Source organism: Prochlorococcus sp. MIT 1323 (assembly GCF_047304905.1).
GTDB classification, from domain to species: Bacteria; Cyanobacteriota; Cyanobacteriia; order PCC-6307; family Cyanobiaceae; genus Prochlorococcus; species Prochlorococcus marinus_D.
Genome location: NZ_CP138973.1, coordinates 2,416,813 through 2,442,741, shown reverse-complemented (window position 1 = coordinate 2,442,741; position 25,929 = coordinate 2,416,813). Strand labels below are relative to the sequence as shown.

Below are 25,929 nucleotides of genomic sequence, written 5' to 3'. Positions count from 1 at the left end.
AGCTAGCCCATGCCTCAACTATTGCTGAGGGGGACGCCCATCGGCAAGATCCAAGGGGTGCTGTTCGACAAGGATGGCACCCTTTGCCATAGCGAACCCCATCTGCTCACTCTGGCAAAGGGAAGAATCGAACAAGCCATTCGTAGGTTTCACGGAGGGAATGCCAGCGAAAGTGTGGTTTGCAAAATTGAGGAGCTTCTCTCTGCTGCCTATGGCCTCAACGCTGAAGGACTCGATCCAGGCGGAACCATCGCCGTAGCGTCAAGGCATCACAACTTAATCTCCACAGCAACGGTGTTCTGTCTGCTCGGAGAAGGCTGGCCACAGGCTCTTGCTCTGGCCAATGAAGTGTTCGCAGCTGTGGATGCTCTTGAGAATGAAGTGCCCTGCCTAGTAACAACCAGGACTCTGCTACCAGGTGCCCTTTCGCTCTTGCAAGCGCTGCGACAACAAGGGGTGATCTGCGCCGTGATTAGCAATGACAGCGCCTCAGGGATTGAGACCTTCCTGAACCAAAACAATCTTCATGACACGGTGACCGAGCTCTGGAGCGCTGAGCATCAACCAGCTAAGCCCAATCCAAATGCCGTCAAAAGACTCTGCCAGGTAATGGGATTAGCCCCCGCCCAGTGCGCCTTGATTGGTGATGCCGATTCCGATTTACAGATGGCTCGACAGGCTGGTATAGGTCTCAGCCTTGGTTACATGGCCGGCTGGAATCAACCCCCAACACTGACGAACTACCACCACCTTATCCACCACTGGAATGATCTAGCCGTCAAGTAGCCGTCAAGGCAGACCCTAAAATTACGCATAACTTCAGTTCTCCATGAGCCGTTACGTCTTCACCTCTGAGTCCGTCACAGAAGGGCATCCCGACAAGATCTGTGATCAAGTGAGTGATGCCGTTCTAGACGCCCTACTCGCTCAAGACCCCAGCAGCCGAGTTGCCTGTGAAACAGTTGTCAATACAGGGCTCTGCCTCATTACAGGCGAAGTGACCTCAAACGCCCAGGTTGATTTCATCCATCTTGTTAGGAACGTAATCCGCGAGATTGGCTATAGCGGTGCTCGTGCAGGTGGATTTGATGCCACGAGTTGCGCCGTGCTCGTTGCCCTGGATCAACAATCACCAGACATCGCCCAAGGGGTTAATGAAGCCGACGACCATTCAGGTGATCCTCTTGACAAGGTGGGAGCCGGAGACCAAGGGATCATGTTTGGCTACGCCTGCGACGAGACCCCTGAGCTGATGCCCCTACCCATCAGCCTCGCCCATCGCCTTGCCCGTCAACTCGCTGCAGTCCGTCATGACGGGTCTCTGAGCTACTTGCTACCTGATGGGAAGACCCAAGTCAGTGTGGTCTACGAAAACGACCGTCCTGTCGCGATCGACACGATTTTGATCTCCACTCAACACACCTCGGAGGTAGAGGGCCTCTCGGATGAGAATGGAATCCGTGAGCGGATCACTCAAGACCTCTGGACCCATGTCGTAGAACCAGCGACTGCTGACCTCCCCCTCAAACCCAATCGTGAGGCGACCCGCTTTTTAGTCAATCCAACCGGTAAGTTTGTGGTCGGAGGCCCCCAGGGGGATGCTGGCCTTACTGGCCGAAAGATCATCGTAGATACCTACGGCGGCTATGCCCGCCATGGTGGTGGAGCCTTTTCCGGCAAAGACCCAACCAAAGTGGACCGCTCTGCCGCCTACGCCGCACGATTTGTGGCCAAGTGTCTTGTAGCAGCAGGCCTAGCTCAACGTGCAGAGGTGCAACTCAGCTATGCCATTGGCGTGGCTAAACCCGTCTCGATCCTAGTGGAATCTTTTGGCACCGGAAAAGTGACGAATGACCAACTCACAGCCTTGGTGCAAGACCATTTTGACCTGCGACCTGGTGCCATCATTGAACAATTCAAGCTAAGACAGCTGCCTCAACAACGCGGAGGACGGTTCTACCAAGACACTGCTGCCTATGGCCACTTCGGTCGCCCTGATCTAAAGCTTCCCTGGGAAGACGTTAAGGACAAGGCCTCCACTCTGCTTCAAGCAGAGGCCCAACAACAAAAACAGGGAAGCAGCCTCTAGAAACCCCATGCCTAACTCGTCCCTGGCGCTCGGCATCGACCTTGGCACCAGCGGCGTACGGCTTGCCGTGCTCAACGAGCACGGCAAGCTGATCCACACAAGCAAAGCGGACTATCCAAAAGGGCTTGAGAGTCCTGAAGACTGGAAAACCTGCTGCACAGAGCTGATTCGTGCTTTACCTAGCAGCCTGCGACAAAACCTGGGTGCAGTCGCTATCGATGGCACCTCAGGAACACTGCTGGCCTGCGACCGCTCTGGCAAACCACTCGACACAGCCCTGCCATATCACCTGAGCTGCCCGGAACAAAGGCCAACACTCATCTCCCTTGTATCCCATGAAGAACCAGCCTCAAGTGTGAGCAGCAGCCTGGCAAGAGCTCTACGACTAATCAGCACACATGGCCCCTCTGTTCTGCTTCGCCATCAAGCGGACTGGATCAGCGGCTGGTTGCTAGGCAATTGGTGCTGGGGAGAAGAAGGCAACAACCTGCGCTTCGGCTGGGATTTAGTCAATCAGACCTGGCCTGCCAGCTTTGCCGAAACAGCCTGGCGGGCAGCACTTCCTGAGATCGTAAGCAGCGGCAAAGTTCTGGGTACGGTGGCATCTGAGCAGTCCCAAAGCCTTGGCCTACCGAAACAACTCCTCGTAGTAGCAGGGACCACCGACGCCAATGCTGCTGTTTTAACTGCCAATGCAGGTCCCGACGACGGCATCACCGTGCTGGGCAGCACCCTTGTGCTGAAACGTTTTACGGAAGGTCCAATCCGTGGTGCTGGCATCACCAACCATCGCGTTGGCGGACGATGGCTCTGCGGCGGAGCCTCCAATGCCGGGGGCAGCGTCCTTCGAAAACTGTTCAGTGATACCGAGCTCAAAGAGTTAAGCCGCCAGATCAATCCAGAGTTCAACAGTGGTCTAATGCTGCGCCCTCTTCCCGCCCCCGGCGAACGCTTCCCAATTGACGATCCCACACTCGAACCAAAGCTAAATCCACGACCTGTGAGCGATTCCCTCTACCTCCATGGCCTGCTGGAAGGCCTCGCACACATCGAATTGCAAGGCTGGCAACGTCTCAAAGAACTTGGCGCGCCACCTCCCAAGCAAGTGATCAGCCTGGGAGGGGGTGCCCGCAATCCCCAATGGCGTCGATTAAGAGAACGGATCCTTGGCATACCCGTCAAGACTTGCACCAACCCACCAGCTGCCGGAGTCGCCCGTCTGGCCTTGCAAGCGATCTCTCCTCAACACAACTTGGTTAGTACCAAGCAAGAAGCGGATCACTAGCTCTGAATGATGCTAACCAAATGGCATGACCACATTTTGACTGGACTGGTTGTCATAAAGACAAGTTCAATGAGCTTCAATGTGATCGAACTAGAGATACTTCCTTCTTTAACAGCGCTTTGACTAACTCCTAGTGGGAAGAGCTCACTTCAGGCTCTCCAATCTCTAGTCTCAAAATTTACAACACCACTGCTGATGAGCTCCGACCCCCTCACCCCTGATGTCAGTGCACGCATCTGTCGCCACATGAATGGCGACCATGCCGAGGCTGTCATGAATTATGCGCGTTACTACGGAGGAATTAAAGACCCCCAAACAGCCAAGATGATTTTAATCACCTCGGAAACGATGGAACTTGAAGTGGATGGGGATGCCTTAGAGATCAAGTTCGACCACACCCTCGCCGATAGTGAAGATGCCCATCACACTCTGGTGGCCATGCTGAAAGCCATGCCGAAATCATCTGGCTGATATGGCCTCATAAGGGAACCCTGCCAAAAGAACGAGGGGAATCCTTGCTTCAGAAGCTGAACTGCATTGCTTTCATCCCTGATGCGAGCAGGTCATGCCCTGCTCATGCAACCCCAGTGCCCCATCTGCCGGGCAGCGATTACCTCAGAGGCCGAGTGTTCCAAGCCTTGCCTGAACTGTTGCATGAAACTCGATCTACCAGCCGATGGCTTAAAAGGCTTCAGTCCCCTGAACTGGCGGGCGCTGGGTTGGTACGAAGGTCATCTCCGCCGGCTGTTGTTGAATCTGCGTCGCAATCGGAAGCTCTCAGCGATCCACGCCTTAGCAAAACTGCTGACCCCGCTCGTCCCCATCAACGCTGTGCTGGTCCCGATTCCGAGCTGGAAAAGCCTAAGCCGAGCAAATCCTGTACCCCAACTTCTGGCCAGTGGCTTATGCCGTCCCTGCCATGGCCTCTTACGCCGCCGCCATGCAACCGTGGGACAACACCATCTCGACAGACAGCTACGCCAGCGAAATCAAATTCATTCATTCGAAGCGGTGCCAGGTCTTAGCAACAACGCAACTGACTGGTCCTTTCATCGGGTTTGGATTGTTGATGACATCCTCACCACTGGTGCCACAGCTCTGGCAGCCAGAAATTGCTTGAAGAATCTTGGCATTACTGTAGGTGGTGCGATCTGCCTGGCAAAAACCCCAAAACAAAAGAGCAAATACAACCCCAAAACCATTAGCAATGGGTGAGTCTGGCCAACAGGGCGACTGCCAGTCCAGAGGCAATGTTTAGCTTTAGCCGAAAAGATGCATGATCAAGAATTAGGCCACGAGTCAAAAGCGCAAACGCCGTCATAGATAACAAGAGGGCATGGCCTTTACCTTCAATTGAAAAGCGCATAGGGCAGGGAATGCAGAAAGCCAACAGACGACAAGATCAACTGCTCGAACACGACACCGAGCCAAACCGGCAGCCTGAGTAAGCATGAGAATTCCTCTAGCCAGATGGGCCAACCAGGAGGAAACATGCAGGCTGATAGCACTTTGTCCAACAGACTGCCCCCAGCCCCCCGAGCATCAAGTCATAGAAGGGAGGGTGTAAGTCGGTTTTCTGCTACTCGAAGATGGAAAGAACTGCGAGCTAAAACGCCTGAATCACAGTGCGCAGCTCATCACCGCAAAGACTAGAGCGATCGATCAGGCAGAAGGCTTTGATGGCAAAAAACAAGCTCACCATCAACGCAGGAACGACAACGCCACTGCTGATCTACTGATGAGCTTTGGACTGCCCCCTGAAGCATCATGATCATCGCCGCCAAGACGCGATTGGGTTTGCGCCTCGCAAGGTTGCTGACCCAGCGCCTAAGGCAATGATTTCATCACCACCCTGGCAAGGCTTTGCCTCACCCAGTGATTTAAGATTCCGAGGTCGCGAAGGCGACTAGCCGGGATAGCTCAGTTGGTAGAGCAGGCGACTGAAAATCGCCGTGTCCCCAGTTCAAATCTGGGTCCTGGCATCAATTTAAGATGCCCATTGCCGTGTCTTTCTCTCCGCCCAACGAAAAGAGCGACCGCCTGTTCAATAATGCAGACAATTTTGCGATGATATTTGATGAGGCCTGGAAGAACTATCAGTCTACAAAAGAGGGAAATAAACTTAGTCAGGAGACTAAACTAAATCTAGTCCTAGACACGATCAAGGACCACCCATTTCTATTGGGATCTCCATCCATTGCCAAAGAAGTGGCTCAATTTCGCATCCGACTTCTTGATCTGATCTAAAACATAGATCAGGCTAAAAGCAGATTTGTTTGCGCATCCTCCACGCATTGAGTATCGCCAACATCATCGTCAAAAGTCCCATCCCCATTCTCAAGACACTGATCGACATTCCCCTCTGTCTGGAAATCTTCTGTCTTCAAATTAAAGGTTTAGTCTGATTCGCTATTCTCAGGCTTAACCTCTTGAAGGGTCTGCCCTTCTGATGAAATAGCGTAAGCGAGGTTGAACGAGGTGCATCGGTCTGGGTCAACGTCTAAAAGCCCCTGTAGGTGCCTCACGCGCTCCTCACTATCAACAAGGAGCTTCTTAGTGGCTTCATGGCAGCCATCATCTTTCAAAAATTGACTACTCTCAAGTATCGCGACCCTTTCTTCAAGCTGAATCAGCCTCAAAATTAAGGCCTCACTCAACTGACTAAAACCATGCAGTTGCTTACTAAGCAACTTTTCAAAAGAGGCCTTGTTTTCACTGACCGTCATCAGTTATTTCCTCCCAGCAAGAATCTTGCCGATGGTATTGGTGCCACTCTGCCTGTCCATCTCAGAAGCTTCAACGAGGCAAAGTTGGTTTCATGACTCTTCTCCAATTTCTACTGCGAGACCAAGACAAGCTTGAGCAGGTGAAGCAAGAAGCGATTGACTGGTGGAGTAATTTTCCAGAGATTAGATAGAGCTTGTTTTAGTTAGGGCAATCGCCTGGGTCAATGGCCCGGCAGCGAAATCGAACCAGGCAACTCGCCAGTATTTATACCTAAGGGACTCCTGATTGCTCTTCTCCTCTTGCCTGCTAGCGACTGACAAGGATGAATCTATAGGTTGATGAGCTTATATCCAAGCCCAAAAAATCATGAAGCCATGCAAACTGAAAACAATTAATGATTTTGGCTTCCAGCTCACAGGAAGACACCTCTTGCTTGTTTATCATGGCCAAAGGGAGATGATTTCCCTGCAAACCATTGAGCTGTCGACAGGGCGACAAACTGAACTTTCCATCACCGACTTTTCCCATGCCTCTGTTTCGCCCCCCTTCAAGTGAACAACCGGGTGATCAATCTGCCCTAACCCCCTCAGGGAAAGAAATTCCCATGGCGATGTCGATGATGGTTGACTCCATGGTACGCATGATTCAAAAAGCCAGTGGCAATCAGCCAAGTGTTAAAAACGAAGACTCAAACGAATCTCTTGATGAACATTGAGCAGTTCGTTGCTCAATGTGAAGGTACATGGCGGTCAATGCGAAGTAGCCATTCACTAGCCTTCCAACAATTTGAGGAAGTACTGAGCGAGATTCGCATCCAAAAGGTCAATAGCGAAGATCCGGAAGTTATCCAACTCCTCAAGTCCACGACAAGTCACAACAGCATGCCCGTATCGCCGTTCAAAATGGAATGGCAAGCTGAAAGTGACTGGGAGCCAAATGTAAAGTCAGAGGTCACATCGGGCTCATGCCTTTTAATACCTATCCCAAAAACCCATGAGAAAGGGGTGATCTTAAGAAGTAGGGGCTATGCAGAAGCTGAAAAAGCTGTCTCAAATTATGAATTCCTATCAGACGGGACTTTCCTGCTGATAACCAAATATGGGCAATCTATTGCTGAGGAGAGAATCTGGTTTGTTTCCAAACACATTCGGTGCCGATCATCAGTTCTACGAACATCAGAAGGCTCAGGCGTCCTGCAAACATCTTTTGCCTCGGAAGTGCGCAGGCTAAAAAACTAAAGGATCAACAAAAAAGATGCGTCAGAGTTCATTACTACGTTTCGCCAAAACATTAGCTGCGCACTACAGCAACAAGGAGCAAGCTCAGAAAGATCCAATCCACTTTGCCAGAATCAATATCTACTTTAGGCCACTATTATGGGATGTATTTCAAGGGCCTGGATATTATTCAGAGCAAAGTTATGACTATGATCCATGGCGTCCTTATCGTCAGGGCGTGCATAAATTACTAGCAAGCAAAGAAGCATTCATATTGGAGAATTATAGTTTGCAAGAGCCTAAGCGCATGGCTGGCGCGGGGTTTTACCCTGACCTTCTCAATCACCTATGCGCTGATACGCTCCTTCCGCGACGGGGCTGCTCTATGCACTTCAAGGAAGTCAAACCAAACCAATATCAAGGACAAGTTGAACCTGGTAACAACTGCCTAGTTCCTCGCAACAACACCATGACTTATCTGGTCAGCGAGGTGAAGTTTGATGAAAAAATTTGGATTAGTCGAGATCGCGGATTTGACCCAAAAACACATGAGCAGCTCTGGGGCTCAAAGCACGGTCCACTTCACTTCCAACGTATTGTCAATCTAGGCGATCATCTTAACGAAAGCTGGTTGCGCTCTGCCTCACACTGAATTAACACATCAAAGAAACTAGTGATATGTCGTAAGACTGAAATAACAAGAGGGAGAAATGCCATGACAGTTCAATGCATCTATTAACTGTCCCATGCACTCACATCCTGCGTTCCAGGCCCACTAAGCCATTGCCGTTTTTACCTTGCAAAAGCCAGGGCCTCTCGAACACTTAGAGATAAAAGCATGAAGGAATTAATAGGCTCAATATCTTGATAGTTGACCAGTAAAACAATAATAAATAAAGCACTAAATCTATAATCAATACTACTATCCAAGATTCACGATCAAGGCGAATCAGCAAAGAAGGATACCCTTACCTTACAGGAGGAGAAACCCCGATACGATTCATCTCAAGACTGTTAACCTTAGCTCGAACAAAGCGATGTGGGTCCTCCTTATTTCTAGCCACATTCTCTACCAATGCGCCCCATTTTTCTACATGAAGCAAAGGCTCAATAGCCAATAATGCTGCATATCGACAGGCCCAGTAAGGAGACTTCTCTGGGTTCAGCCATTGAGACAAATAGGAACAACCAATCTCGGGGCTATATTGCATCAGCGTAAGGATGGAAGCTGGCTTGAATTTAATAAAATCAGGCCAACGCCGATCAAGTGCAGAGAAGCAGAAATCCTGAATTTTCTGTTGTGCTGTTTCCGGCCAATCGGTCATACATCTAAAAAGAACCATAAAGAAATAGAGCGCACCATAATCCTTCTTTGCTCGTTCCCAGCATTTCAACAACAAAGGCCAAAGCTCTGTTGGATTGCGACTACGCAAGGTCTGAAGAGCCAGATAACAGCGACTGAAATCAGTTCCGAATAGTTCCTCAATCAGGAAGGCATCTTTAGGGGATTCATCATAATGATGCACGAGATCAAGATCATCTGGGTCATCAAGCATCAGCCCATCCAAAATGACCAGCAAATCAAGGCCATTCTTCTTTACCACCTCTTCAGGCCAAAGAGCATTCAAGGCCCGCATGCGAAAGGTCGGAGATACAGGTGCCCTTAAAGTAGCCTTAAGTAAATCAAATTCACCTGCATCGATAACATCCTGAATTGCAAGATACCGATCCATCTGAACAGGAAGGGCCAGATGCAACTCCAGCTCAAGCAATCGATCTCTTTTGCCGCAAAGCCTAAACACTGCAGCAAGAGCAGCACCACGAACCCCAGGTTTGGCATCATCCTGCAAAGACTCAATTCTTGGTGCCGCTGAAACCACCCCAAGGCAAGCCAGGCTCTGAATCAACACACGCCGATGCTGCTTGGGATCATCTAGCAAAGACATCATGAGTTGATGTAGATCAGGGTCCTGACAATCCAACTCTTGAAGGGCCCAAGCGGAAATCTCAACCAAATTTGGATCAGTGCTTGTGAGGCAGCGACCAATGGCAGGAATTGCAGCTGTACAACCAAGACGAGCCAAGCCCTCAACGGCCTTTTTACGGGCAATCACAACAGGCAACTCAGAGGACTCTGACTCAACCAGGCGCAACAAGGCCTCTTCTGTCAAGGGTCCAGGGAATTTGCTTAGGTGAAAGGCTGCCTTGTAGTAATCACTGGCCAACTCCAACTTATTGATAGGCGTACAAAGAATCTTGAGTGCCTCTTCCTGGCTGAGAGATGGAAGATGATCGAATGGGCTCTTCAGCTCTTTCACTAGATCAGAATATGAACGAGGAACAAGGCAGAAAGGTTAACCAAGCCATTACTCTGGAACACTGCATTCCTATCTCAGTCATCTTTTAAGAAGTAGTAGGCGACCTTGAACTCTGCTGTTTTGCAAAAGGGGCCGATCTCACGTTAGAGGCATGCCTCCTGGAAGAAGCTGGAAAAGCAAAGTATCGCTACAACTGATCTGAGTTAGAGGGTCAACAGAGGCAACACTCATTGAAAGATCTAATAGCCAAATTGATCCTTATCATCTTGCCAAGACCCTCAAAAACCTCTCAATCAATCATTCTCTCCCATAGCAAATAGCCTCAGTGTTGACTACGGAATGACTCTTTACAATTTACAGGCCAGTAAAATATCTGCCCCAATTCAACATAGAAAACACTAGCCAGATTTCAGTAAGCTCAATGTGATAGATGCTTCGAGCGAAGATGCTTTCATTAAAGAGTTGGGGAAATAATAATACAATGCATAGGTGAATTCATGAGTTGATCTTACCAGCTGTTCAGGGGCAGGAGCTTCTGTTTCCACTAGAACGATAGCTTCAACAATGATTGACTTATTCAGCCAGAAAAATTTACTTCTATCTCTTGCAGCTAATACGACAAAGCAGAAAACAACAAAGAATGGCCAGAACTCCACAAATAGCCACTAAAAGAAGCGTCAGCTAAAGAGCAAAACATTAGGTTCAAAGCCAGGATAGCAGGAAATCCATGTGCCAATTTAAGCCGCAAAGTATCATCGACTCATCCATTACTTGTCGGCAAAGAAATCTACCATCATTGACTTAATGAGAATACCGCGCTATTGCCCGCCCAATTGAGCTCACTTATAAATAGTTCACGTAGCTCAACCTCAACCCAAAAAGCTATTCCTGCTTCCGTACTACAACCTGTAGCTTTTGATTCATCCATATGAGTCATATTGATCAACAATAAAACATGTTTTGAGATAGAAAAGCTGTGGGAATAAGCAAGGGATTCCATTCTATGGAAATAGAGCGCAGCGCTAAAACTCTTAGTACATTGACTGATATACAATCTGGAAAGGAGTCGAGACTTGCGCAAGCATTGGTAATAGCCTTAAAAACAAAACCAACTTTCAACAATCCAACAAGAGGGCTGGAGTACCTCAATAATCAAGTTCGACTCTGAATAATCAAGCTTCACTGAACAGCTTATCGTCGCTTTACTGACCACTATTATATCGACAAATCAATCACCCCAAAAAAGAGAACCTCTAATGGCTTCAGATCAATGACATGAAAGACCATTTTTATAGCTTCTATCAACATCCTGAGGCTGTTCTAGCTAATAGCAATTATCAAGCTGTTGGAGTCTACAATCTCCAGCACAGCCAAACTTAACTGCTTATCAAACAAAGCAAACACAGTCCCAGGATCCTTTCAAGGTCCAATAACTATAGCAATAGCTCTGACCATCCCTTAAACAAATTCATAGCAGCTGACCTTCCAAAGGCAATCAGGATGGCAAAGGGTTTAACTAACTTCAAGGCTAAAAAAACGCAGCAAAGCCTTTGGTCAGGATCCTTACTAGTGCAATTCCAAAAGAATGAAGGCACAATTTCTAATTACAGCCAAAATCCTGCACAATTCACAAACGGCATCATGGTCTCATTGTTATCCCCTTAACCTTCTATCAGGCAGGCTTGCATAAGGGCCTTAACCGTTAAAACAGTGGATCCGTTGATCTCTCGACTCTAGTGATTACCTTGCTCACATCGATAATGCATGCATTCTCAAGTCGACAACATTGACACAGGAGCACCCCTTCAGCATCAATACTGACGAGTCGTTGCTGAATGAAGACGAAGCCGCTGAACTGGCCGATGAGTTAAAGGCTCTGCTCAGACGTGGAGACACACCGAAAGCCGATGCAGAGCAGATTCAGCGCATGGTGTCTGGTCTTGGCGATCATCGAGGATTGCTTCGACGTACCTTTGCAGAAAGTCTCGGCGTCGTAGGCAAGGCTGCGGTGCCAGCACTTTGTGTGGCCCTACACAAGCATTCCAGTGCCACGGTGAGGCGCGCCGCCGCAAAGACCCTCAAACTGGTTGGCGATCCAAGCACCTTGCCAAATCTCCTCGAGGCCCTTCTCAACGATCCAGACCCTGTCGTTCAGGGATCAGCGGCAGGAGCTATGGCGATTTTTGGTGCCGATGCAGTAGAGCTCCTGCTAGAGGTCCTCATGAATCCCAACAGCACAGCAATGCAATGTGGATTCGCTAGCTGGGGGCTGGCCTTTGTGGGAGCTCAAGCACCTGATGCTCTTCGCAATGCAGCCCAATCCGACCATGCAGAAATTAGAGCGGCAGCCATCGCCGGCCTGGGAGAGCAAATACAAGCCTTGGGTGATACAGATGCTCGAGAGCTTCTCCTAGAAGCTTTGGTTGACCCTGCCAGCGATGTGCGTGCTGAAGCAACCATATTGCTTGGCAAGCTACACGAACCATCCTGGGCACAGCCAATGTTATTGGCCAGGCTCGATGATTTACACCCTCAAGTCCGAAAGAATGCAGCCTTGTCTCTAATGAAACTGAAGGCAACGGAAACCCTCAATGAACTGCTTGCAAGAAAGTCTGCAGAACAAGATAAAAGCGTCAATAGGGTTTTGCAGCTCGCAATTGATCAGCTTTCGCACGAAGATCTAAAGAAACATAATGATGAACGCTAGTCATTATTGAGTACTGGGCTTGCCTGCATTACGTTGCTCCAATGTATTGAGAGCATCAATCACGCTCCCTCCCAACAAATCATCAATTAAATCGTCCGCCTGAAGCTCTTTCAAGCAAGCTTCAGCTGCAGGATCATCAACTTCCCCAAGAGCAGTTACTGCAATAGCAGCCAACAAGATATTCTTACTTTTGCAACTCTGTAGCAGAAGCGGAAGCCCCTGCTTGCCGAGAAGAGATAGAAGCGGAACTACTGTAAGTATCAACTCAGGGATATCATCCTGTAGAGCCAATTCGACAACCTCCATGGCCTCTTTTGGGAAGGCTTCACCAGGGAACTTAGCTGCCACTTGCACAAAAGCCTTGAGACAACTTGTGCGAACTATTCTATTCTCATTGGCATGAAATATCTGCGCCAAAGGGAGCAAGGAGCGTCTACCAAATGCACCAAGGGCTTTTACAGATGCTCTTCTAAGTTCAATATCCGTCTGATCCAGATTGGCCAGCAGCCTAGGCATTGACTCCTCAGGCCAGTGGCGAGACATTTTCAAATAAGCTTCTTCTTTGATTTGTGGATTTGGATGAGCAAAGTCATCAAATAAATCCTCAAGATCAGGCTTACAGTTTTCATCCTTGCTCATGTATGTAGGCTTAGCACATCTCAAGTCACTAGCGATAAGAGGAATTCAGAAGAGCTTGGTGGAGATCTTTAAATCAAATAGATTCCCAATGCTTTTACAGACAAGGCCAACCAAGCTAAAAAACAAGCTGCGCAGACCTTGAGAGGTAGCCGCCTAAAGGCATTGAGGTTCAGGAGAGAGCATTAATCAGGTAGTTAAGAAGGTCCTTAAACTCGTTGGCAGCTTGCTGATCCATATCACGAGGAACACATACACGCTCACGGATGTAGCTAAAGGCCTCGATGTAGGCAGAAGTAGGGATACCGAGTTTGCGAAACACTTCTCGAACACCGGCAATACCCCACTCATCAAGAGGACCAGTGCTACCTGCTATCAAGCAATAGTTAATAAGGCGCAAGTAATGGTTGATGTCTCTTGCACACTTGTCCCTAGTTGCAAGGTCATACTTACCATCGCTGTAAACAGCTTTAAGTGCATCAGCAGTCACATTGTCTATGCCAGAAGCCAGCTTCTCAGCAGCTTCCATACGGGGAACCGCACGATCGAAGGATGCCTTGACAGCTTTAAGGTCACTTATATCAGGGAAACGACCTGCTGCATCTGCTGCAGTGATCACTGTTGTGACAGCAGATTTCATCGTGTGATTCCTTTTATGGAAGTGTGATAGGTAACTTGAAGAAGATTACGAATGATTCAGCTCAGGGAGCTGATCACACGATCAAAATAGGAAGCAGCTTCTGCAGCAATGCCCTGGCAGTCAGAACTCTTACCAGAGATGCCCTGGAAAGCAGAGGGGCCAGAATTTGTATCCGTAATGATCGCGACAGTAGCGGCCTTCATGATCTCAACAGCACGAACTGCGTTCTTAATAGGCACGCCCAGAGCGTCGTAGGTCTCTTTGAGACCATTGAGGCAACGGTCATCCAGAACAGATGCATCCCCTGCCAAGAGGGCGTAACTGACATAGCGGAGGATGATCTCTCCATCGCGCAAGCAAGCAGCCATGCGGCGAGTGGGATAGCAGTTACCCCCAGGCTGGGTCATGCCTGTGTTCTCGCAAACCATGCCGCTCACTGCATCCGCTGCAATACAAGAAATGTGTTGCGCGATTGCATTGGTTGCATCGATTCGAATGTTGGCATCCGCAACGTGCTGACGAAGAGAAGCCAAATCGGCACTGCCGAGGCAAGCCCCTTTGGCATCAGCACCAACTACAGCGCGAGAGAATGCGTCAAGCATTGGCAAGCCGGACAGGACTGGGGGTTAGGGAGCTTCTGAACCATAAAGGGAAGACTCCAAAAGCTAGATGGACATTACCACTTGCATATAAACCTCTTAATGCGGGTGACGCCTTAAGAAGCCTGCATTAAAGCGGCAAGACCTTTGCGCTAATGGGTTTTGCCCCCCTTGATTGGGCTGAAGACGAACGCAATCGTAAGCCTATATACCGAAACACAGCCAATCAGCAAGCAATCACGCAACGGTTCGTCACTGAAGCATCCACGCAGCCAAGAAACACTGCTTGATCAAACTTTTGGGCTTCGGAACTCCAACAGACTCCAAGCCAGCCAGAGCAGAAGCAAGCCATGCAAGGCTTCATTGAGTTGCGTTGATCATTGCTCGAAAGGCTCGATGTTGACCTCCTCTAAAGGGGTTCTCTTGCTTGAAATGATGCTTAAATAATCAAGTGTAGGCTTAAAGATGAGTTATTAAAACCAATGCCTGAAGCCACACGAGAAGAGCTACAGGAGACCATTGGGGATCTCAACGCCTATCGCAAGCGATTACGAAATGAAATTATCTCGATTGGGCAAAAGCTAAGGATGCCTCAAAAAAAGATCGACGCCTCATTAGCCGAACATACCGAATTGCAGCGAATCGACTTGATTCTCACTGAGCTCGTCGCGCAGCGTGATCAGAATTAATTCAGCCTCATTGCCGTTGCATCCTGTTCAAGTGCGAATCCTTCTTTTAAGGTCTTACTGAAACTGCCATTTAGCCTCCTAGGGTCAATCAAGACATCCGACTTCAAGCACCTTGGCTGTAGCCCTTGCGAGCCAACTTAGAGAAGGCACCAAGGCCGCCCACACGATGGCCGAAAACACTGGTTTCGTGAGCTGTTTCCTTAAAGGTGTGGTTGATCAGTCCAGTTATCGCATGCTGGTGGCTGATCTCTATTTCGTCTACTCCGCATTGGAAGCAGAAATCGGCAAGCTGCGTGAGCAAAAGCATCCGGTGGTGGCACCTGTTGGCTTCCCCGAGCTCAATCGCTGCGAGGCCTTAGAACAAGATTTGATTTTTTATTTCGGCAGCGACTGGCGCAATCTGGCCAAGGCGACGCTGGCTGCTGAGGAGTATGTGGCCCGTATTCACAAGTTGGCTCAGGAGTCGCCTGAGTTGCTGGTGGCTCATCACTACACCCGCTATCTCGGGGACCTTTCAGGCGGTCAGATTCTCAAGACCATCGCCCAGAAGGCCATGAAGCTAGGGGGCAATGACGGCGTGCGTTTTTATATCTTTGATGAGATTGAAGACACCAAAGCGTTCAAGACTCTGTACACCGCCACCCTTGATAGCCTGCCGATCAATCAGCAGACCGCCGAGCGCATGGTCGAGGAGGCAAATATGGCCTTTCACTGCAATATGGCCATGTTCAAGGAGTTGGAAGGCAACCTAGTGGCTGCAATTGGGAAGGTCCTATTTGGATTCCTCACGAGCCGTCAACGAGGCGGCAGCACTGAGGATGCTGTGGCCTAAGAGGAAAGCAAAAGGTTGACGGAGAATCAACACCTTCAACTGGTCAACACTTTCAACCTGGCTGAGGATGAAATGCTTGCGATCACCAGTCCCTATAAGACCACTCTGGAGATCGAACGATCTTGGTATGTGATTGGCCTATTCATCAAACATGCCATGAAGCATCAAGCCACTGATCTTGAGAAAATCTTCAACTCAGCCCAAAGAAGTGAGGGGTCACATTTAGATGTTTGACCCATTACTTGAGAAACTGCACTCCAGCATCCGAATTCAAGGCGGAGAAACTGCAGCAGTTCCTGATGGTCTTAGGGAATGTCGAAACGAGAAAAAAAACAGCTTGATTCGAAGTTGGCTCTGGCAGGTACCAGGGTTCCGTCGCTGGAGGGTCTCGCGACTCGATGCAGGGGAAAGCCTTCAGGTCCTCAACTCAGTGGCCTATCCGAACTACAACATTGATCAGCCATTAATGGGATTGGACTTGTTGTGGTTTGGGAAGAGACAAAAGCTAGTAGCGATCCTTGACTTCCAACCACTCATTCAAGATCACTCCTACTTAGAGCGCCACTTCCAAGGACTCAAAGCCCTCCAAAATCGTTTCCCTGAACTGAGTGGAGAGGAGACAATGCGATTGTTCGATCCCAATCAATACTTCTCCCCCTGGTTACTGTTCTGCAGAGGCGGCGCCGAAAAAGCCACCAACTCCTTACCTGAAGCGTTCAACGCTTTCCTGCACTGTTACTGGGAGCTGCACCAACAAAACAGCGATAAGGCCTCCCTAATACCGGCGGCCGAAGTCAAACAACTACAGATCGCTTATGACATTTACAGCGCTGAGCGGGATCCAGCCCACGGCTTGTTTACGAGTCATTTCGGCAAGGCATGGTCTGATCGCTTCCTACACGAATTCCTATTTCCTGCCAGCACTAAACCGGATTCATCTCCGCCGGCAGACGCAGACTATGACCCACCTCGATGACATCCTTACGCCTAAGCAGCCTTGATCCAGTCAGGATGCCCGAATGGCGATGGGCGCCGTTCCTCAGCCATGCCATCAACGCTTTAATACCACTGAAGCCTGAGCCATACCCAGTGGCTCCAGAGTTCCTGCAAAGAGAAGGGAAAACAGGCTCCAAATCTCAACCCATCAAGGTGACAACATGCACCTGGGCTTGCAGAACCAAAAAGTTCAGACAGGTGCGAGCCGCGTGCGTGGAGGCCGGCAGTTCAGCCTCGGTCTTGAATTTCGTGATAAACCCTTATCACACCTTCGATCTTCCGTTCTTCGGTGCAGACTTAGTAACACTTCCATCTGGGCACCTTTTAGCACTGGACTTACAGCCAGCAATAACAAGTGACGAACGCCATACCAAACAAGTCTGGGAACGACTGATGCCAATCTTTGAACAATGGAGAGTTCGCCTCCCTGAGGGAGGGCCGATACCAGAAGAAGCTAAACCTTACTTTTCCCCAGGATTTCTCTGGACTCGCCTACACCTAGGCAATGAAGGGAACCAGCTGATCGATGAAGTCATCATGCCGGCATTTAGAGACTACCTAAACCTTTACTTAGATCTTGTCGAAATAGCAGAGGAGGTATCCCCTCAACGTGCCTTCAAGCTGCTGGAAGGTCAGAAGCGATACTTGAGCTACAGAGCGAAAAAAGATCCAGCAAGAGCCATGTTGGCCCGCTTCCATGGTCACCAATGGACCGAGTCTTATATCCATAACGTTCTTTTTGACCTCTAAGAGCGCTCTGATCAAGACCTTACAAAGTCTCATATCAACTCATTGGAAAACGAGATTCTTTTGTGCATTGTTGATTTCAACTCAACAAAAATGAGCTAAGGCAACCCATCAATAGACTTAAAGACCCCTTGCAAGTGCAATCAAAGATGCCTCAGTGGTATGCAAAGCGAATCACGCTCATCCCGCAACGCTTGGAGTCTGAATGAATCATCGGCTGCTGTTCGTTTGCCTCGGCAACATCTGTCGCTCCCCAGCTGCAGAAGGGGTTTTCCTGCATCAACTAAAAAGCCAAGACATGGAGAAGCACTTCGTGGTGGATTCCGCCGGCACCGGTGGATGGCACGTTGGCAGGCCAGCGGATTCGCGCATGCGTAGTGCTGCCAAGCAGCGAGGGATCCTTCTACCCAGCCGAGCGAGACAAATCACCCTGGAGGATCTGCAGACTTTTGATCTAATCCTGACCATGGACGCAGATAATTTGGCGACTGTTCAGAGCCTGGCCACTGAAGTCGGCCCTATGGCAACTGCCAGGATCGAGCCCATGCTCAGCTATGCCACCAAAACATCACTTGAAGAGGTCCCAGACCCTTATTACGGAGGAGATGCAGGCTTCGAAAAAGTTCTCGATCTGCTTGAAGACGCCTGTGAAGGCCTACTGATTGCACTCAGCCCCTAGGTGTAGGCCAAACCTCCTCGGGGACCTGCACGCGAAACAAATCCATCAGGACCTGAACCACCTCCTCAATCGACATGCCGTCACTGATTAACTCAGTGGCATCTTCAGCTTGCCGCAAAGGAGCAACCTCGCGGGTGCTATCCATGCGATCACGTTCCTCGATTTGTGTTTCCAACGCAGCTAGGTCAGGAACCGGGAAACCACGATTGTCCAGATCCAGAGCGCGACGCCTGGCACGTTCCGCCGGGCTGGCGGTAAGGAACACCTTCAACTCGGCATCCGGGAAAACGGCCGTACCAATGTCTCGTCCTTCAGCAACCAAACCTCCTCGTAAACCCATCCTCTGTTGCTGAGCCGTCAAAGCCTTACGAACACAGCCTTGAGAAGCAACCACTGAAACCGAGGAGGTCACTTCCGGCGATCTGATCGCCTCTGTTACGTCGTGACCATTAATCCGAACCGTCTGTGCTCCTGATTGAGATGGCTCAAGCTCAAGCTCAAGATTCTCAAGGATGGTTTTGACTGCCATAGGGTCTTGCGGATCAACATCATGTTGCTGGGTCAACCAAGTGACAGCCCGATACATGGCCCCCGTATCGAGGTAGAGCAGGCCAAGCCGTTCAGCAAAGGCTCGTGTCACGGTGCTCTTACCAGCACCGGCAGGTCCGTCTATAGCAACAATTGGCTGACGAGACATCAGAAAAGTGTGATCGATGAGACGAGTCTCCCCGCAACGCACGGCCGCCGCCAGAAGGCAAAGCTTGCGGCCAGCATGCAAAGGCTGCAGGTTAAAGGCATCTACCGTTTCTACATACTCAACCTCCAAACCAAGTTGCTCCCATGCGGTCCGGAGCCCATCAAGATCAACTGCTCGTCCATCCTCCTGAGACTCCCGAGCAGCTCGAGCAAGTAGCTGAGGCAAGGCCAACGCCTGCTGGCGATGTTGAGTCATGAGGTAACGATTACGGGAACTACAAGCCAGGCCATCTTCATCCCGCACCGTGGCGACCCCATGCACCCGCACCGGCAAACCCAACTGGGTAACCAAATGGCGCAGGATCACCAATTGCTGCCAATCCTTTTCGCCAAGCACAAGCACCTCTGGCCGAACTAGAGCCAAAAGGCGAGCCACCACCGTGACCACACCATCAAAGTGACCGGGCCTACTCGCCCCACACAAATGTGCCTGAAGATGAGAAGGAACCTGAATCCTGAACTGGGAAGAAGCCCCCCCAGGAAAAACCTGATCAACTGAAGGAGCCCAGAGTGCAGAGGCACCTGATCTTGATGCCAACTCACAGTCGGCCTCAAGATCACGAGGATAACTATCGAAATCCTCAGCAGGGCCAAACTGCAAAGGATTCACGAAAACACTCACCAACACAGCGGCTGGTTGAAGGCTGCCAAATCCTTGAGCTGACTTGATCAGCAGGCCATGACCGCGGTGCAAAGCGCCCATGGTGGGTACGAAATGAACCGAAGACTGCTGATGCTTACGCCATCGCTGCAACTCAGCCGTTGAACTGAGAACAGAAAAACTCAGCGCAGCACCTCAAGACGCACTTGGGCAATACCACTCGATATCAAACCAAGCTCATGGGCAGCACCATGAGCAAGATCGATGACGCGATGTGCGATAAAAGGGCCGCGATCGTTGATTGTCACAACAGCAGAACGATCATTCCAAAGGTTGGTCACCCTTACCTTGGTACCAAAAGGCAAGCTGCGATGAGCAGCTGTCATTGTGCCTGGCCTAAAAACTTCACCACTGGCAGTTCGGTTTCCGAAGAAGCCCGGGCCGTACCAGCTTGCTTCACCAGTGCTCACTTGAACAACACTGGGAGTTGGCTTGACAGGTCGGTTGAGCTTGGCAACTGGAACAATTGACAACTCTTGTGGTGTCTCAACAACTGAATCAACAGTTAAACCAGTAGCGACATCAGCGCTGCCTTGATCTGAGCTGCCTTGATTGGCAGACAAAGGAGTCGCAAGAAGCGAGATTCGTTCAAGTAGGGCTTTCTTTACCTGTTCCCTGGTGACCTTTTTGTCGAGGTCAAGATCAAGAGCAAAGGCTGGTAATAGTGCAGCACTGCTGGAGCAAACACCAGCAAGAACAAGAAGCGAAACGGAAGATTTCATTACTAGCAGACGACACTTGAATGAGGAGAAAAAATCATCCCCATCAGGAATACGTCCTTCAACCAACCAAACTTCCCTAAACCGTACGAATTACATCCTCTCTGTAGGAGAGCTCGAACAACACCTCCTCGTCAGATTGATGCAACTTTAACCAGCTGAATAACAGATCCTCACTGGACTTGCAAGGGCCAGAGCCATGCCACCCTGATCAGTCAAACTGATGCCATCTAGAGGCCCCGCTAATCCAAGACAGGACAATCATCACATTGGCTGAATGGAGGGCGGCAGAGGAGGATCTAGAGAGGGCCAGTCGAAACCATGGACTACAAGACCGCGGGCGTTGACGTCCAAGCAGGTAGGGCATTCATCGAACGAATCAGATCTAGCGTCGAAGCCACCCACCGCCCAGAGGTGATCGGTGGTCTGGGAGGGTTTGGAGGCTTGATACGCCTCCCCGCAGGGCTAAACAAGCCTCTGCTTGTCGCAGGAACTGATGGGGTCGGCACCAAGCTCGAACTAGCGCAGCAACATCAAGCCCACTACGGAGTAGGGCTGGACCTGGTTGGAATGTGTGTCAACGACGTCATCACCAGTGGCGCTGAACCCCTCTTTTTCCTCGACTACATCGCCACAGGAACCCTCAGTCCAGAGGCCATGGCACAAGTTGTGGAGGGAATCGCAGAGGGATGTCGCAGCAGCGGCTGCGCCCTACTAGGAGGAGAAACCGCCGAGATGCCTGGGTTTTATGACCCAGGTTGCTACGACCTAGCAGGCTTTTGCGTAGCAGTGGTAGAAGAAGACGAGATGATTGACGGTCGCAAGATCAAGCCTGGAGATCAGATTATCGGTGTGGCCAGCAGTGGCGTTCATAGCAACGGGTTCAGCTTGGTGCGCAAAGTGCTGACCCTTACTGAGGCCAATAAGAACACTCGATTCGGATGCGACAACAAACCTCTAATCGAGACCCTGCTAACCCCTACCACCCTTTACGGCCAGCTGGTAAAAAACCTCCTAGAAGCAAAAGTTCCACTCCACGGCATGGCACATATCACCGGTGGAGGCCTACCAGAGAATCTTCCCCGATGTTGTCCAAAAGAATTAGTTACCGTCATAGATCCAAGCAGCTGGACCAGACCAGAACTTTTTCAATGGCTCCAAGATGCTGGCCAGATTCCAGAGCATGACCTCTGGCACACATTCAATCTTGGAGTGGGTTTCTGCCTAGTGGTCTCAGAAGAAGCAGTAAGTGATGTCCTGCAGGTTTGCAACGAACAAGCTCTTCAAGCTTGGCCTATTGGTCAAGTCGAAACTGCCTCTCCCTCAACCGGGGAGAGATTACGAGGGTTACCGAGCTGAAGCATGGCATCGCAAGGGCTCTGGAGTCGCAATATCTCTCTAACTAATTACAACCGACTTGTACGAGGCTATTCTCGAGCCGATCTTCAGGCACGTCCTCAAGTAATATTTACCTATCCCAGCCGAGAGAATATTTCGGCAACAGCGTCGTCAGATCTAACTTAAATCCAATGCCCTTTGATAGCCCCCAGCGCATAACGCGTCGCCGTAGCTCAGCAGGACCTGTGCCTCCACGACGGCAAATCAATAGTGATTACGACGATCGCAACGCCCCCCACCGTCAAGGTCAGGGTCCGAGGCCAACCTTTTTAGCCCTGAGGGACCACGGCAAGGTTTATGTGGCAGACCTCCCCAATCTCTCTGACGGGCAACTGGTACACATCTGCAAAGAAGCTGAGGAAGTTCTTGAAAGCCTGGAGCGTCGCATCAGCGATCTCGAACGCGAAGCACACAACGGTTTCGGTGATAGCGACACCGTCATCAAGGCATCCACCAAACGAGATGTGACTCGTCGCTTCATCCGAGCCATCCAAGGTGAGCAAGAACATCGCCTCAGCAATCCAGCCCTACGAAGGGCGGCAGCGGAATCTCTGCCTCGCACTTTCCTCGAGATCTCACGCCACCGCTTGCCTGGAGCAACTTTTGATTCACTGCTTCAAGAAGCTTTAGCAGCCTGCGAACTGAAGGAACTGGATTCCGACATTGCTCCAGAGGCACCCGTCAAGGTGGTCCCCATCCGCTCTACTGCAACCACTCTTCCGGTCGTGGTGACACCTGATCCAAATCTTCCCAGCTCAACCAGCGCCTGATAGGGGTTCATGACTCCAAATGGATTGCCGTCACCTGGCTAAGTACTGCCAACCGAGCTAATCGAAAGACTCTAGAAATTGCAACGTCAAGGTTGAGATACTTGTGCCCACTCCTGTTTCACCAGCGCTCCCATCTGAAGGGGCATGATCACAAAATCGAATCAAATCGCCATCCTCGCGACCATGACGAGAACCGGCAAATCATCCGATCCATGTCACTCCAGAAAACCTCTAAAGGGAAAGGAGGCAAAAGCGGTTGACACCCCTGAGGAGGGGGATGTCCTTTGCAAACACTGTCGGCGAACCGCAATCAATGGCATACGTTGTCTGGGAATGTGTGTCGCTGATAGCGACTATTAACTAGATGCGCACTCCGATTGTTCCCCTCTTACTGATCAGCCTGTCCATGGTTGCTGGAACAAGTTCGATCGCCGATCCACGCCACGCTATTGGTCGCTTTGAAACGATTGCTAGCAAATGTAAATACAGATTGGGGAGCGGCTCTCTGCAGACTTGCCATGTTGTTCAGATGGATCGCAAGACAGCGACAGTGACCGGGGTACGCTTCATCGGCCGAGGCGTAGTACACGGATCCAGCCGTCATCTCACCTTTGTCGCCAACGCACCGGATGAGAGCATCCCATTACGCTGTAAATCAGGCAGCTGCACCCTGAACGAGAAAAGGTGGACAGCCACGGTGAGCAGCGTGGCAGAAAGCAAGTTTGATGGGCGAGGGGTTGCAGAAGGACTGCCTCAAGCCTGGCCGGTAAAGGGTGATTGTGAGCTCTCTTTGAAAAAACTCCGCTGCAGGGCAAGGGCCATGAGTGGAGAGATCCTTACCGGAGAAGCCCAACTGTGAGAGACCAGCAAGAGCGAGCAACTTCAAGGAGAGGATCCATATAACTGGCTAGCGAACCTACCTGCAAGCTTGTCTATCCTGCGCACCACAAGAAGACCCAGGGCAAAATCCTGCTCGTTGTGGCTTTAGTGAAGGGAAAGGTTTGCCCCTTTAGCAGTCAGAGAACAGCAATGATCCTTTCTAAGCAGTAAAGAAAGCGCTTAAGATAGCTCAGCAGAACCTCAGCAAACAGAAGAGCATTAGGCCTCTAGAACGGGTTAATTCAATCTGCACTAATCCTGAATTAACAACTTCATTTTACAAGAGGGCGTGAGGAAAGAGGATCCATGCAATTTTGCAAAGCAAAGGCTTAGAAAGCTTCAAGATTGATCAGCCAAAAGTGAACCAGCCTTGCTCCCAAATTGCATTGTGCAGACAGCAAGAACCTAATCTAGCGGCATGACTCTTTCACCCACTTAGCAGCGATTTCATCACCCAGCGCGGATGCCTCTCTCCAATCAGCACAAGCACCTGTGAGGTTACCATCATTCTCTTTTGAAATTCCACGATTTAGGTAAGCAACTGCAAGTTGAGAATCAATCTCTAGCGCCTTATTGTAATCAGCAATTGCCGCTCGATTGTCACCTAATTTCCTATTTGAAACACCGCGGTTGTTGTATGCAACAGCATGCCTGGCGTCAATTTCTAAAGCCTTGCTGTAATCATCAATCGCACCTTTGTAATCCTCTAGTTCATCCTTTGCATTACCACGATTATAATATGCAAGAGCATACTTAGAGTCAATGATTAATGCCTTGCTAAAATCTTCAATTGATCCTTGATAATCACCAATCCCATATTTAGCATTGCCGCTTTTAATATAAGCATTTGCATCATTTTCTTCCCCCTCCCTTCTTGCTGAGGCCGCCACCGCGGCAACTCCCACAACAGCCGAAGAAACAATCGCCAGGGGTTTTCCTACCCGAAAGAACGACAAGCCAACAGCAGTGACAGCAGCTGTGGCAACACCTACGGCAATGGCTGCATTACGGCGTGGCATCGAGGTCATTCTCCTATTGACTCACCCTAGACAAAAGGTGCCCCCCTCCCAAGAGGGAAGCAGTTTTTTGGCATCAAGATTAAAAAGAACACCCCCAACCGACCTCCTTAAACCCGAGACTAATTTTTGGGCATCTACGACCTCAGACTGATAAGCAATTTCAAGCCGGGTGAAATCCAAGCTTCAGCAAACAAAGCAACCCCTCCCTTAGGTGCCTCCATTGCAGAAACGAACTGCTGCAGAGACGCTAATACCGCTGTTCCTTGTCTCTTCAATACAGGCATTAAAAAACTTTGCTTCCTGCTTAAGCGGATACAACTTGATCGCAATTGCCAAAAGAGCAAATGCTGCTATCCACCTTGCGGCTAAACCTCCAGCCCCAAATGCATACCAAAGGATCCGCCTACTACCGGAGGAGCTCGCGCATTTCTTGGATTTCTTGGATTTCTTGCCCTTGCCGTTGTCCTTTGCCATTGAATCTAGTGATGATTAAACAAACACTAGGCTGTTCGAGCTCAAAGCAGCTTTAGGTCTTCCAAAAAAGCGCCAGGATGGTAGAGCAAGACCAAATCAATATCCCAAGCAGCACTTCATTCACTCCACAACAGCGTTGCATTTGCCTTGGTGCAATTGAATTGCTTTGTCCAGACTGATCAGGTGGCAGTGGGCAGCTCACCAATCCCAACGAAAAACCAGGAAGGGCCTGATGCTTTGCAGGAATAAACAAAGATCATGGATCAAGCTCTACCCCCTTCAGATCACCATGCAATCAAAGACACACCTGCAAGCAAGAGTGTTGTAACTACAAAACCAAGACCAAAGATAATTGCCCCTATTCCTGTATTCCAATAAATAGACATGGTTAGCAACTCATCTCCTTCCTTTAAAGATTGATCTGGCGATGAGCCCAGCTGAAAAGACACATAGTCATTGACCCATACCTGTGTTGCTGATCGATAGGGTGATTCGGTTGTCACAAAATCGACCACCTCTATGATTCTCTCTTTAATTGTCGCTCGTTTCACTTATACAACCGCCCTTGCAATCAAGGTGATAGCAGCAAACAGAACCGCTGAAACGAGGAATCCAACCGCAAAAATACCTGCAACTATGCCTGTATTCAAATAAACGGAGACAGTCGCTAACTCCTGTCCTTTTTTTTCTGCCACTGATTTTTTCTCTGCCACTGGATGACGCTGAAGGAATCAATATCCTATATCCCCACCTCTTTGGATTACTTGTGACCTGCTCTGCAGAACCTTCGCTTAAGGACGGCAGTACTAGCAAGGTCTGTTCGGACTCGGCAAGAGCTCATCAACCTCCACCTGTATATCCAATACCCGCATATGGCAACAATCGCACCATGCGCCAATGTTCTGACCCTCCAAAGAGCAAGCAGGCCCACAAAAGAAGAAACGTCAATCCACTTACCAAGTGCTTTCACCTCAATGATCATGACCACCTCATTGGTGACAAGAGAGCTCAACCCGAGTTGAATGCTGTCTCTTTCACCACAACAGGTTCTCCCCCCCATAAAGATAAAGAGCCTTAGGGGCAAGCCTGAAA

At 49.8% G+C, this 25,929-nt stretch carries 31 protein-coding genes and 1 tRNA gene; 20 read left to right on the top strand and 12 right to left on the bottom strand.

Annotation, left to right across the window (positions count from 1 at the left end):
* Positions 1-9: 9 nt before the first annotated feature.
* The 7 genes from SIB68_RS11925 (at position 10) to SIB68_RS11895 (ending at position 5,621) form a co-directional block, all read left to right on the top strand.
* On the top strand, positions 10-786 hold the full coding sequence (locus tag SIB68_RS11925) for an HAD family hydrolase (RefSeq protein ID WP_063400750.1): 777 nt from the start codon (positions 10-12) through the stop codon (positions 784-786).
* 43 nt (positions 787-829) lie between these two features.
* Positions 830-2,089: a methionine adenosyltransferase gene (gene metK / locus SIB68_RS11920; protein WP_063400751.1), complete on the top strand. Its 1,260-nt coding sequence runs from the start codon at positions 830-832 to the stop codon at positions 2,087-2,089.
* Positions 2,090-2,096: 7 nt separating this feature from the next.
* Entirely contained in the window at positions 2,097-3,374 is a 1,278-nt protein-coding gene (locus SIB68_RS11915) for an FGGY-family carbohydrate kinase (protein WP_063400752.1), read from the top strand.
* Positions 3,375-3,569: 195 nt separating this feature from the next.
* Complete coding sequence (locus tag SIB68_RS11910) at positions 3,570-3,845, top strand: DUF2470 domain-containing protein (protein ID WP_063400753.1); 276 nt, start codon at positions 3,570-3,572, stop codon at positions 3,843-3,845.
* 81 nt (positions 3,846-3,926) lie between these two features.
* Positions 3,927-4,589, top strand: a complete 663-nt coding sequence (locus tag SIB68_RS11905) for a ComF family protein (RefSeq protein ID WP_063400754.1) — start codon at positions 3,927-3,929, stop codon at positions 4,587-4,589.
* A 694-nt stretch (positions 4,590-5,283) separates the two neighbouring features.
* Positions 5,284-5,356, top strand: a tRNA-Phe gene (locus tag SIB68_RS11900).
* A 10-nt stretch (positions 5,357-5,366) separates the two neighbouring features.
* A complete protein-coding gene (locus tag SIB68_RS11895) occupies positions 5,367-5,621 on the top strand; it encodes a hypothetical protein (RefSeq protein ID WP_063400755.1) in 255 nt (84 codons plus the stop codon).
* Between the two features lie 149 nt (positions 5,622-5,770).
* Here SIB68_RS11895 and SIB68_RS11890 read toward each other — a convergent pair whose 3' ends face one another.
* Complete coding sequence (locus SIB68_RS11890; protein ID WP_063400756.1) at positions 5,771-6,031, bottom strand: hypothetical protein; 261 nt, start codon at positions 6,029-6,031, stop codon at positions 5,771-5,773.
* Positions 6,032-6,627: 596 nt separating this feature from the next.
* Here SIB68_RS11890 and SIB68_RS11885 point away from each other — a divergent pair.
* Genes SIB68_RS11885 through SIB68_RS11875 form a run of 3 tightly spaced genes read left to right on the top strand, consistent with a single transcriptional unit; the run spans position 6,628 to position 7,970 of the window.
* Positions 6,628-6,816 carry a hypothetical protein gene (locus tag SIB68_RS11885; RefSeq protein ID WP_011826832.1) on the top strand — a complete coding sequence of 63 codons (189 nt, stop codon included), beginning with the start codon at positions 6,628-6,630 and terminating at the stop codon, positions 6,814-6,816.
* Positions 6,806-7,339 carry a phycobiliprotein lyase gene (locus tag SIB68_RS11880; RefSeq protein ID WP_011131044.1) on the top strand — a complete coding sequence of 178 codons (534 nt, stop codon included), beginning with the start codon at positions 6,806-6,808 and terminating at the stop codon, positions 7,337-7,339. The genes SIB68_RS11885 and SIB68_RS11880 overlap by 11 nt, the downstream gene beginning before the upstream one ends.
* Positions 7,340-7,355: 16 nt before the next feature.
* On the top strand, positions 7,356-7,970 hold the full coding sequence (locus SIB68_RS11875) for a chromophore lyase CpcT/CpeT (protein ID WP_063400758.1): 615 nt from the start codon (positions 7,356-7,358) through the stop codon (positions 7,968-7,970).
* 316 nt (positions 7,971-8,286) lie between these two features.
* On the opposite strand, the gene SIB68_RS11870 is transcribed toward SIB68_RS11875, so the two are convergent.
* Positions 8,287-9,636, bottom strand: a complete 1,350-nt coding sequence (locus tag SIB68_RS11870; RefSeq protein WP_063400759.1) for a HEAT repeat domain-containing protein — start codon at positions 9,634-9,636, stop codon at positions 8,287-8,289.
* Between the two features lie 793 nt (positions 9,637-10,429).
* Positions 10,430-10,636 carry a hypothetical protein gene (locus SIB68_RS11865; RefSeq protein ID WP_155724980.1) on the bottom strand — a complete coding sequence of 69 codons (207 nt, stop codon included), beginning with the start codon at positions 10,634-10,636 and terminating at the stop codon, positions 10,430-10,432.
* A gap of 786 nt (positions 10,637-11,422) precedes the next feature.
* Between SIB68_RS11865 and SIB68_RS11860 the strand changes: the two genes are divergently transcribed.
* Positions 11,423-12,343, top strand: coding sequence for a HEAT repeat domain-containing protein (locus SIB68_RS11860; RefSeq protein ID WP_063400760.1), 921 nt, complete (start codon positions 11,423-11,425; stop codon positions 12,341-12,343).
* Positions 12,344-12,346: 3 nt separating this feature from the next.
* Here the strand turns inward: SIB68_RS11860 and SIB68_RS11855 are convergent, their stop codons facing one another.
* The 3 genes from SIB68_RS11855 to SIB68_RS11845 all read right to left on the bottom strand — a co-directional run bounded on the left by SIB68_RS11855 (position 12,347) and on the right by SIB68_RS11845 (position 14,221).
* Entirely contained in the window at positions 12,347-12,691 is a 345-nt protein-coding gene (locus SIB68_RS11855; RefSeq protein WP_236069060.1) for a hypothetical protein, read from the bottom strand.
* 460 nt (positions 12,692-13,151) lie between these two features.
* Positions 13,152-13,619: a bleomycin hydrolase gene (locus tag SIB68_RS11850; RefSeq protein ID WP_063400762.1), complete on the bottom strand. Its 468-nt coding sequence runs from the start codon at positions 13,617-13,619 to the stop codon at positions 13,152-13,154.
* Between the two features lie 56 nt (positions 13,620-13,675).
* Positions 13,676-14,221: a bleomycin hydrolase gene (locus SIB68_RS11845; RefSeq protein ID WP_063400763.1), complete on the bottom strand. Its 546-nt coding sequence runs from the start codon at positions 14,219-14,221 to the stop codon at positions 13,676-13,678.
* Positions 14,222-14,700: 479 nt separating this feature from the next.
* Between SIB68_RS11845 and SIB68_RS11840 the strand changes: the two genes are divergently transcribed.
* The 6 genes from SIB68_RS11840 to SIB68_RS11815 all read left to right on the top strand — a co-directional run bounded on the left by SIB68_RS11840 (position 14,701) and on the right by SIB68_RS11815 (position 18,161).
* Positions 14,701-14,907, top strand: coding sequence for a hypothetical protein (locus tag SIB68_RS11840; RefSeq protein ID WP_041384640.1), 207 nt, complete (start codon positions 14,701-14,703; stop codon positions 14,905-14,907).
* A 112-nt stretch (positions 14,908-15,019) separates the two neighbouring features.
* Positions 15,020-15,739, top strand: a complete 720-nt coding sequence (locus SIB68_RS11835) for a heme oxygenase (biliverdin-producing) (protein ID WP_063400764.1) — start codon at positions 15,020-15,022, stop codon at positions 15,737-15,739.
* A 15-nt stretch (positions 15,740-15,754) separates the two neighbouring features.
* Positions 15,755-15,973 carry a hypothetical protein gene (locus SIB68_RS11830; protein WP_063400765.1) on the top strand — a complete coding sequence of 73 codons (219 nt, stop codon included), beginning with the start codon at positions 15,755-15,757 and terminating at the stop codon, positions 15,971-15,973.
* Positions 15,966-16,715: a 15,16-dihydrobiliverdin:ferredoxin oxidoreductase gene (locus SIB68_RS11825; RefSeq protein WP_063400766.1), complete on the top strand. Its 750-nt coding sequence runs from the start codon at positions 15,966-15,968 to the stop codon at positions 16,713-16,715. The genes SIB68_RS11830 and SIB68_RS11825 overlap by 8 nt, the downstream gene beginning before the upstream one ends.
* Positions 16,712-17,485 carry a phycoerythrobilin:ferredoxin oxidoreductase gene (locus SIB68_RS11820; protein ID WP_063400767.1) on the top strand — a complete coding sequence of 258 codons (774 nt, stop codon included), beginning with the start codon at positions 16,712-16,714 and terminating at the stop codon, positions 17,483-17,485. Before SIB68_RS11825 ends, SIB68_RS11820 begins: the two co-directional genes overlap by 4 nt.
* A gap of 202 nt (positions 17,486-17,687) precedes the next feature.
* Positions 17,688-18,161: a low molecular weight protein-tyrosine-phosphatase gene (locus SIB68_RS11815; protein WP_063400768.1), complete on the top strand. Its 474-nt coding sequence runs from the start codon at positions 17,688-17,690 to the stop codon at positions 18,159-18,161.
* Here SIB68_RS11815 and SIB68_RS11810 read toward each other — a convergent pair.
* Both SIB68_RS11810 and SIB68_RS11805 read right to left on the bottom strand, forming a co-directional pair.
* Positions 18,151-19,704 carry a bifunctional pantoate--beta-alanine ligase/(d)CMP kinase gene (locus tag SIB68_RS11810; RefSeq protein ID WP_074160301.1) on the bottom strand — a complete coding sequence of 518 codons (1,554 nt, stop codon included), beginning with the start codon at positions 19,702-19,704 and terminating at the stop codon, positions 18,151-18,153. The genes SIB68_RS11815 and SIB68_RS11810 overlap by 11 nt on opposite strands.
* The gene (locus tag SIB68_RS11805; protein ID WP_063400770.1) at positions 19,701-20,300 is read right to left on the bottom strand and encodes a septal ring lytic transglycosylase RlpA family protein; all 600 of its coding nucleotides are present in this window, start codon (positions 20,298-20,300) and stop codon (positions 19,701-19,703) included. The genes SIB68_RS11810 and SIB68_RS11805 overlap by 4 nt, the downstream gene beginning before the upstream one ends.
* Before the next feature lie 318 nt (positions 20,301-20,618).
* On the opposite strand from SIB68_RS11805, the gene purM reads away from it, so the two are divergent.
* The 3 genes from purM (at position 20,619) to SIB68_RS11790 (ending at position 23,324) form a co-directional block, all read left to right on the top strand.
* Complete coding sequence (gene purM / locus SIB68_RS11800; protein ID WP_063400771.1) at positions 20,619-21,656, top strand: phosphoribosylformylglycinamidine cyclo-ligase; 1,038 nt, start codon at positions 20,619-20,621, stop codon at positions 21,654-21,656.
* A gap of 170 nt (positions 21,657-21,826) precedes the next feature.
* The gene (locus SIB68_RS11795; RefSeq protein ID WP_063400772.1) at positions 21,827-22,465 is read left to right on the top strand and encodes a hypothetical protein; all 639 of its coding nucleotides are present in this window, start codon (positions 21,827-21,829) and stop codon (positions 22,463-22,465) included.
* Positions 22,466-22,829: 364 nt separating this feature from the next.
* Positions 22,830-23,324, top strand: a complete 495-nt coding sequence (locus SIB68_RS11790; protein ID WP_063400773.1) for a hypothetical protein — start codon at positions 22,830-22,832, stop codon at positions 23,322-23,324.
* Between the two features lie 430 nt (positions 23,325-23,754).
* Here SIB68_RS11790 and SIB68_RS11785 read toward each other — a convergent pair whose 3' ends face one another.
* From SIB68_RS11785 to SIB68_RS11770, 4 genes are all read right to left on the bottom strand, one after another.
* Positions 23,755-24,372 carry a tetratricopeptide repeat protein gene (locus tag SIB68_RS11785; protein WP_063400774.1) on the bottom strand — a complete coding sequence of 206 codons (618 nt, stop codon included), beginning with the start codon at positions 24,370-24,372 and terminating at the stop codon, positions 23,755-23,757.
* Positions 24,373-24,570: 198 nt separating this feature from the next.
* Positions 24,571-24,837: a hypothetical protein gene (locus SIB68_RS11780; protein ID WP_063400775.1), complete on the bottom strand. Its 267-nt coding sequence runs from the start codon at positions 24,835-24,837 to the stop codon at positions 24,571-24,573.
* A 284-nt stretch (positions 24,838-25,121) separates the two neighbouring features.
* The gene (locus tag SIB68_RS11775) at positions 25,122-25,388 is read right to left on the bottom strand and encodes a hypothetical protein (RefSeq protein ID WP_063400777.1); all 267 of its coding nucleotides are present in this window, start codon (positions 25,386-25,388) and stop codon (positions 25,122-25,124) included.
* A complete protein-coding gene (locus SIB68_RS11770; protein WP_155724717.1) occupies positions 25,389-25,550 on the bottom strand; it encodes a hypothetical protein in 162 nt (53 codons plus the stop codon). It abuts the gene before it with no gap.
* Positions 25,551-25,929: the final 379 nt, after the last annotated feature.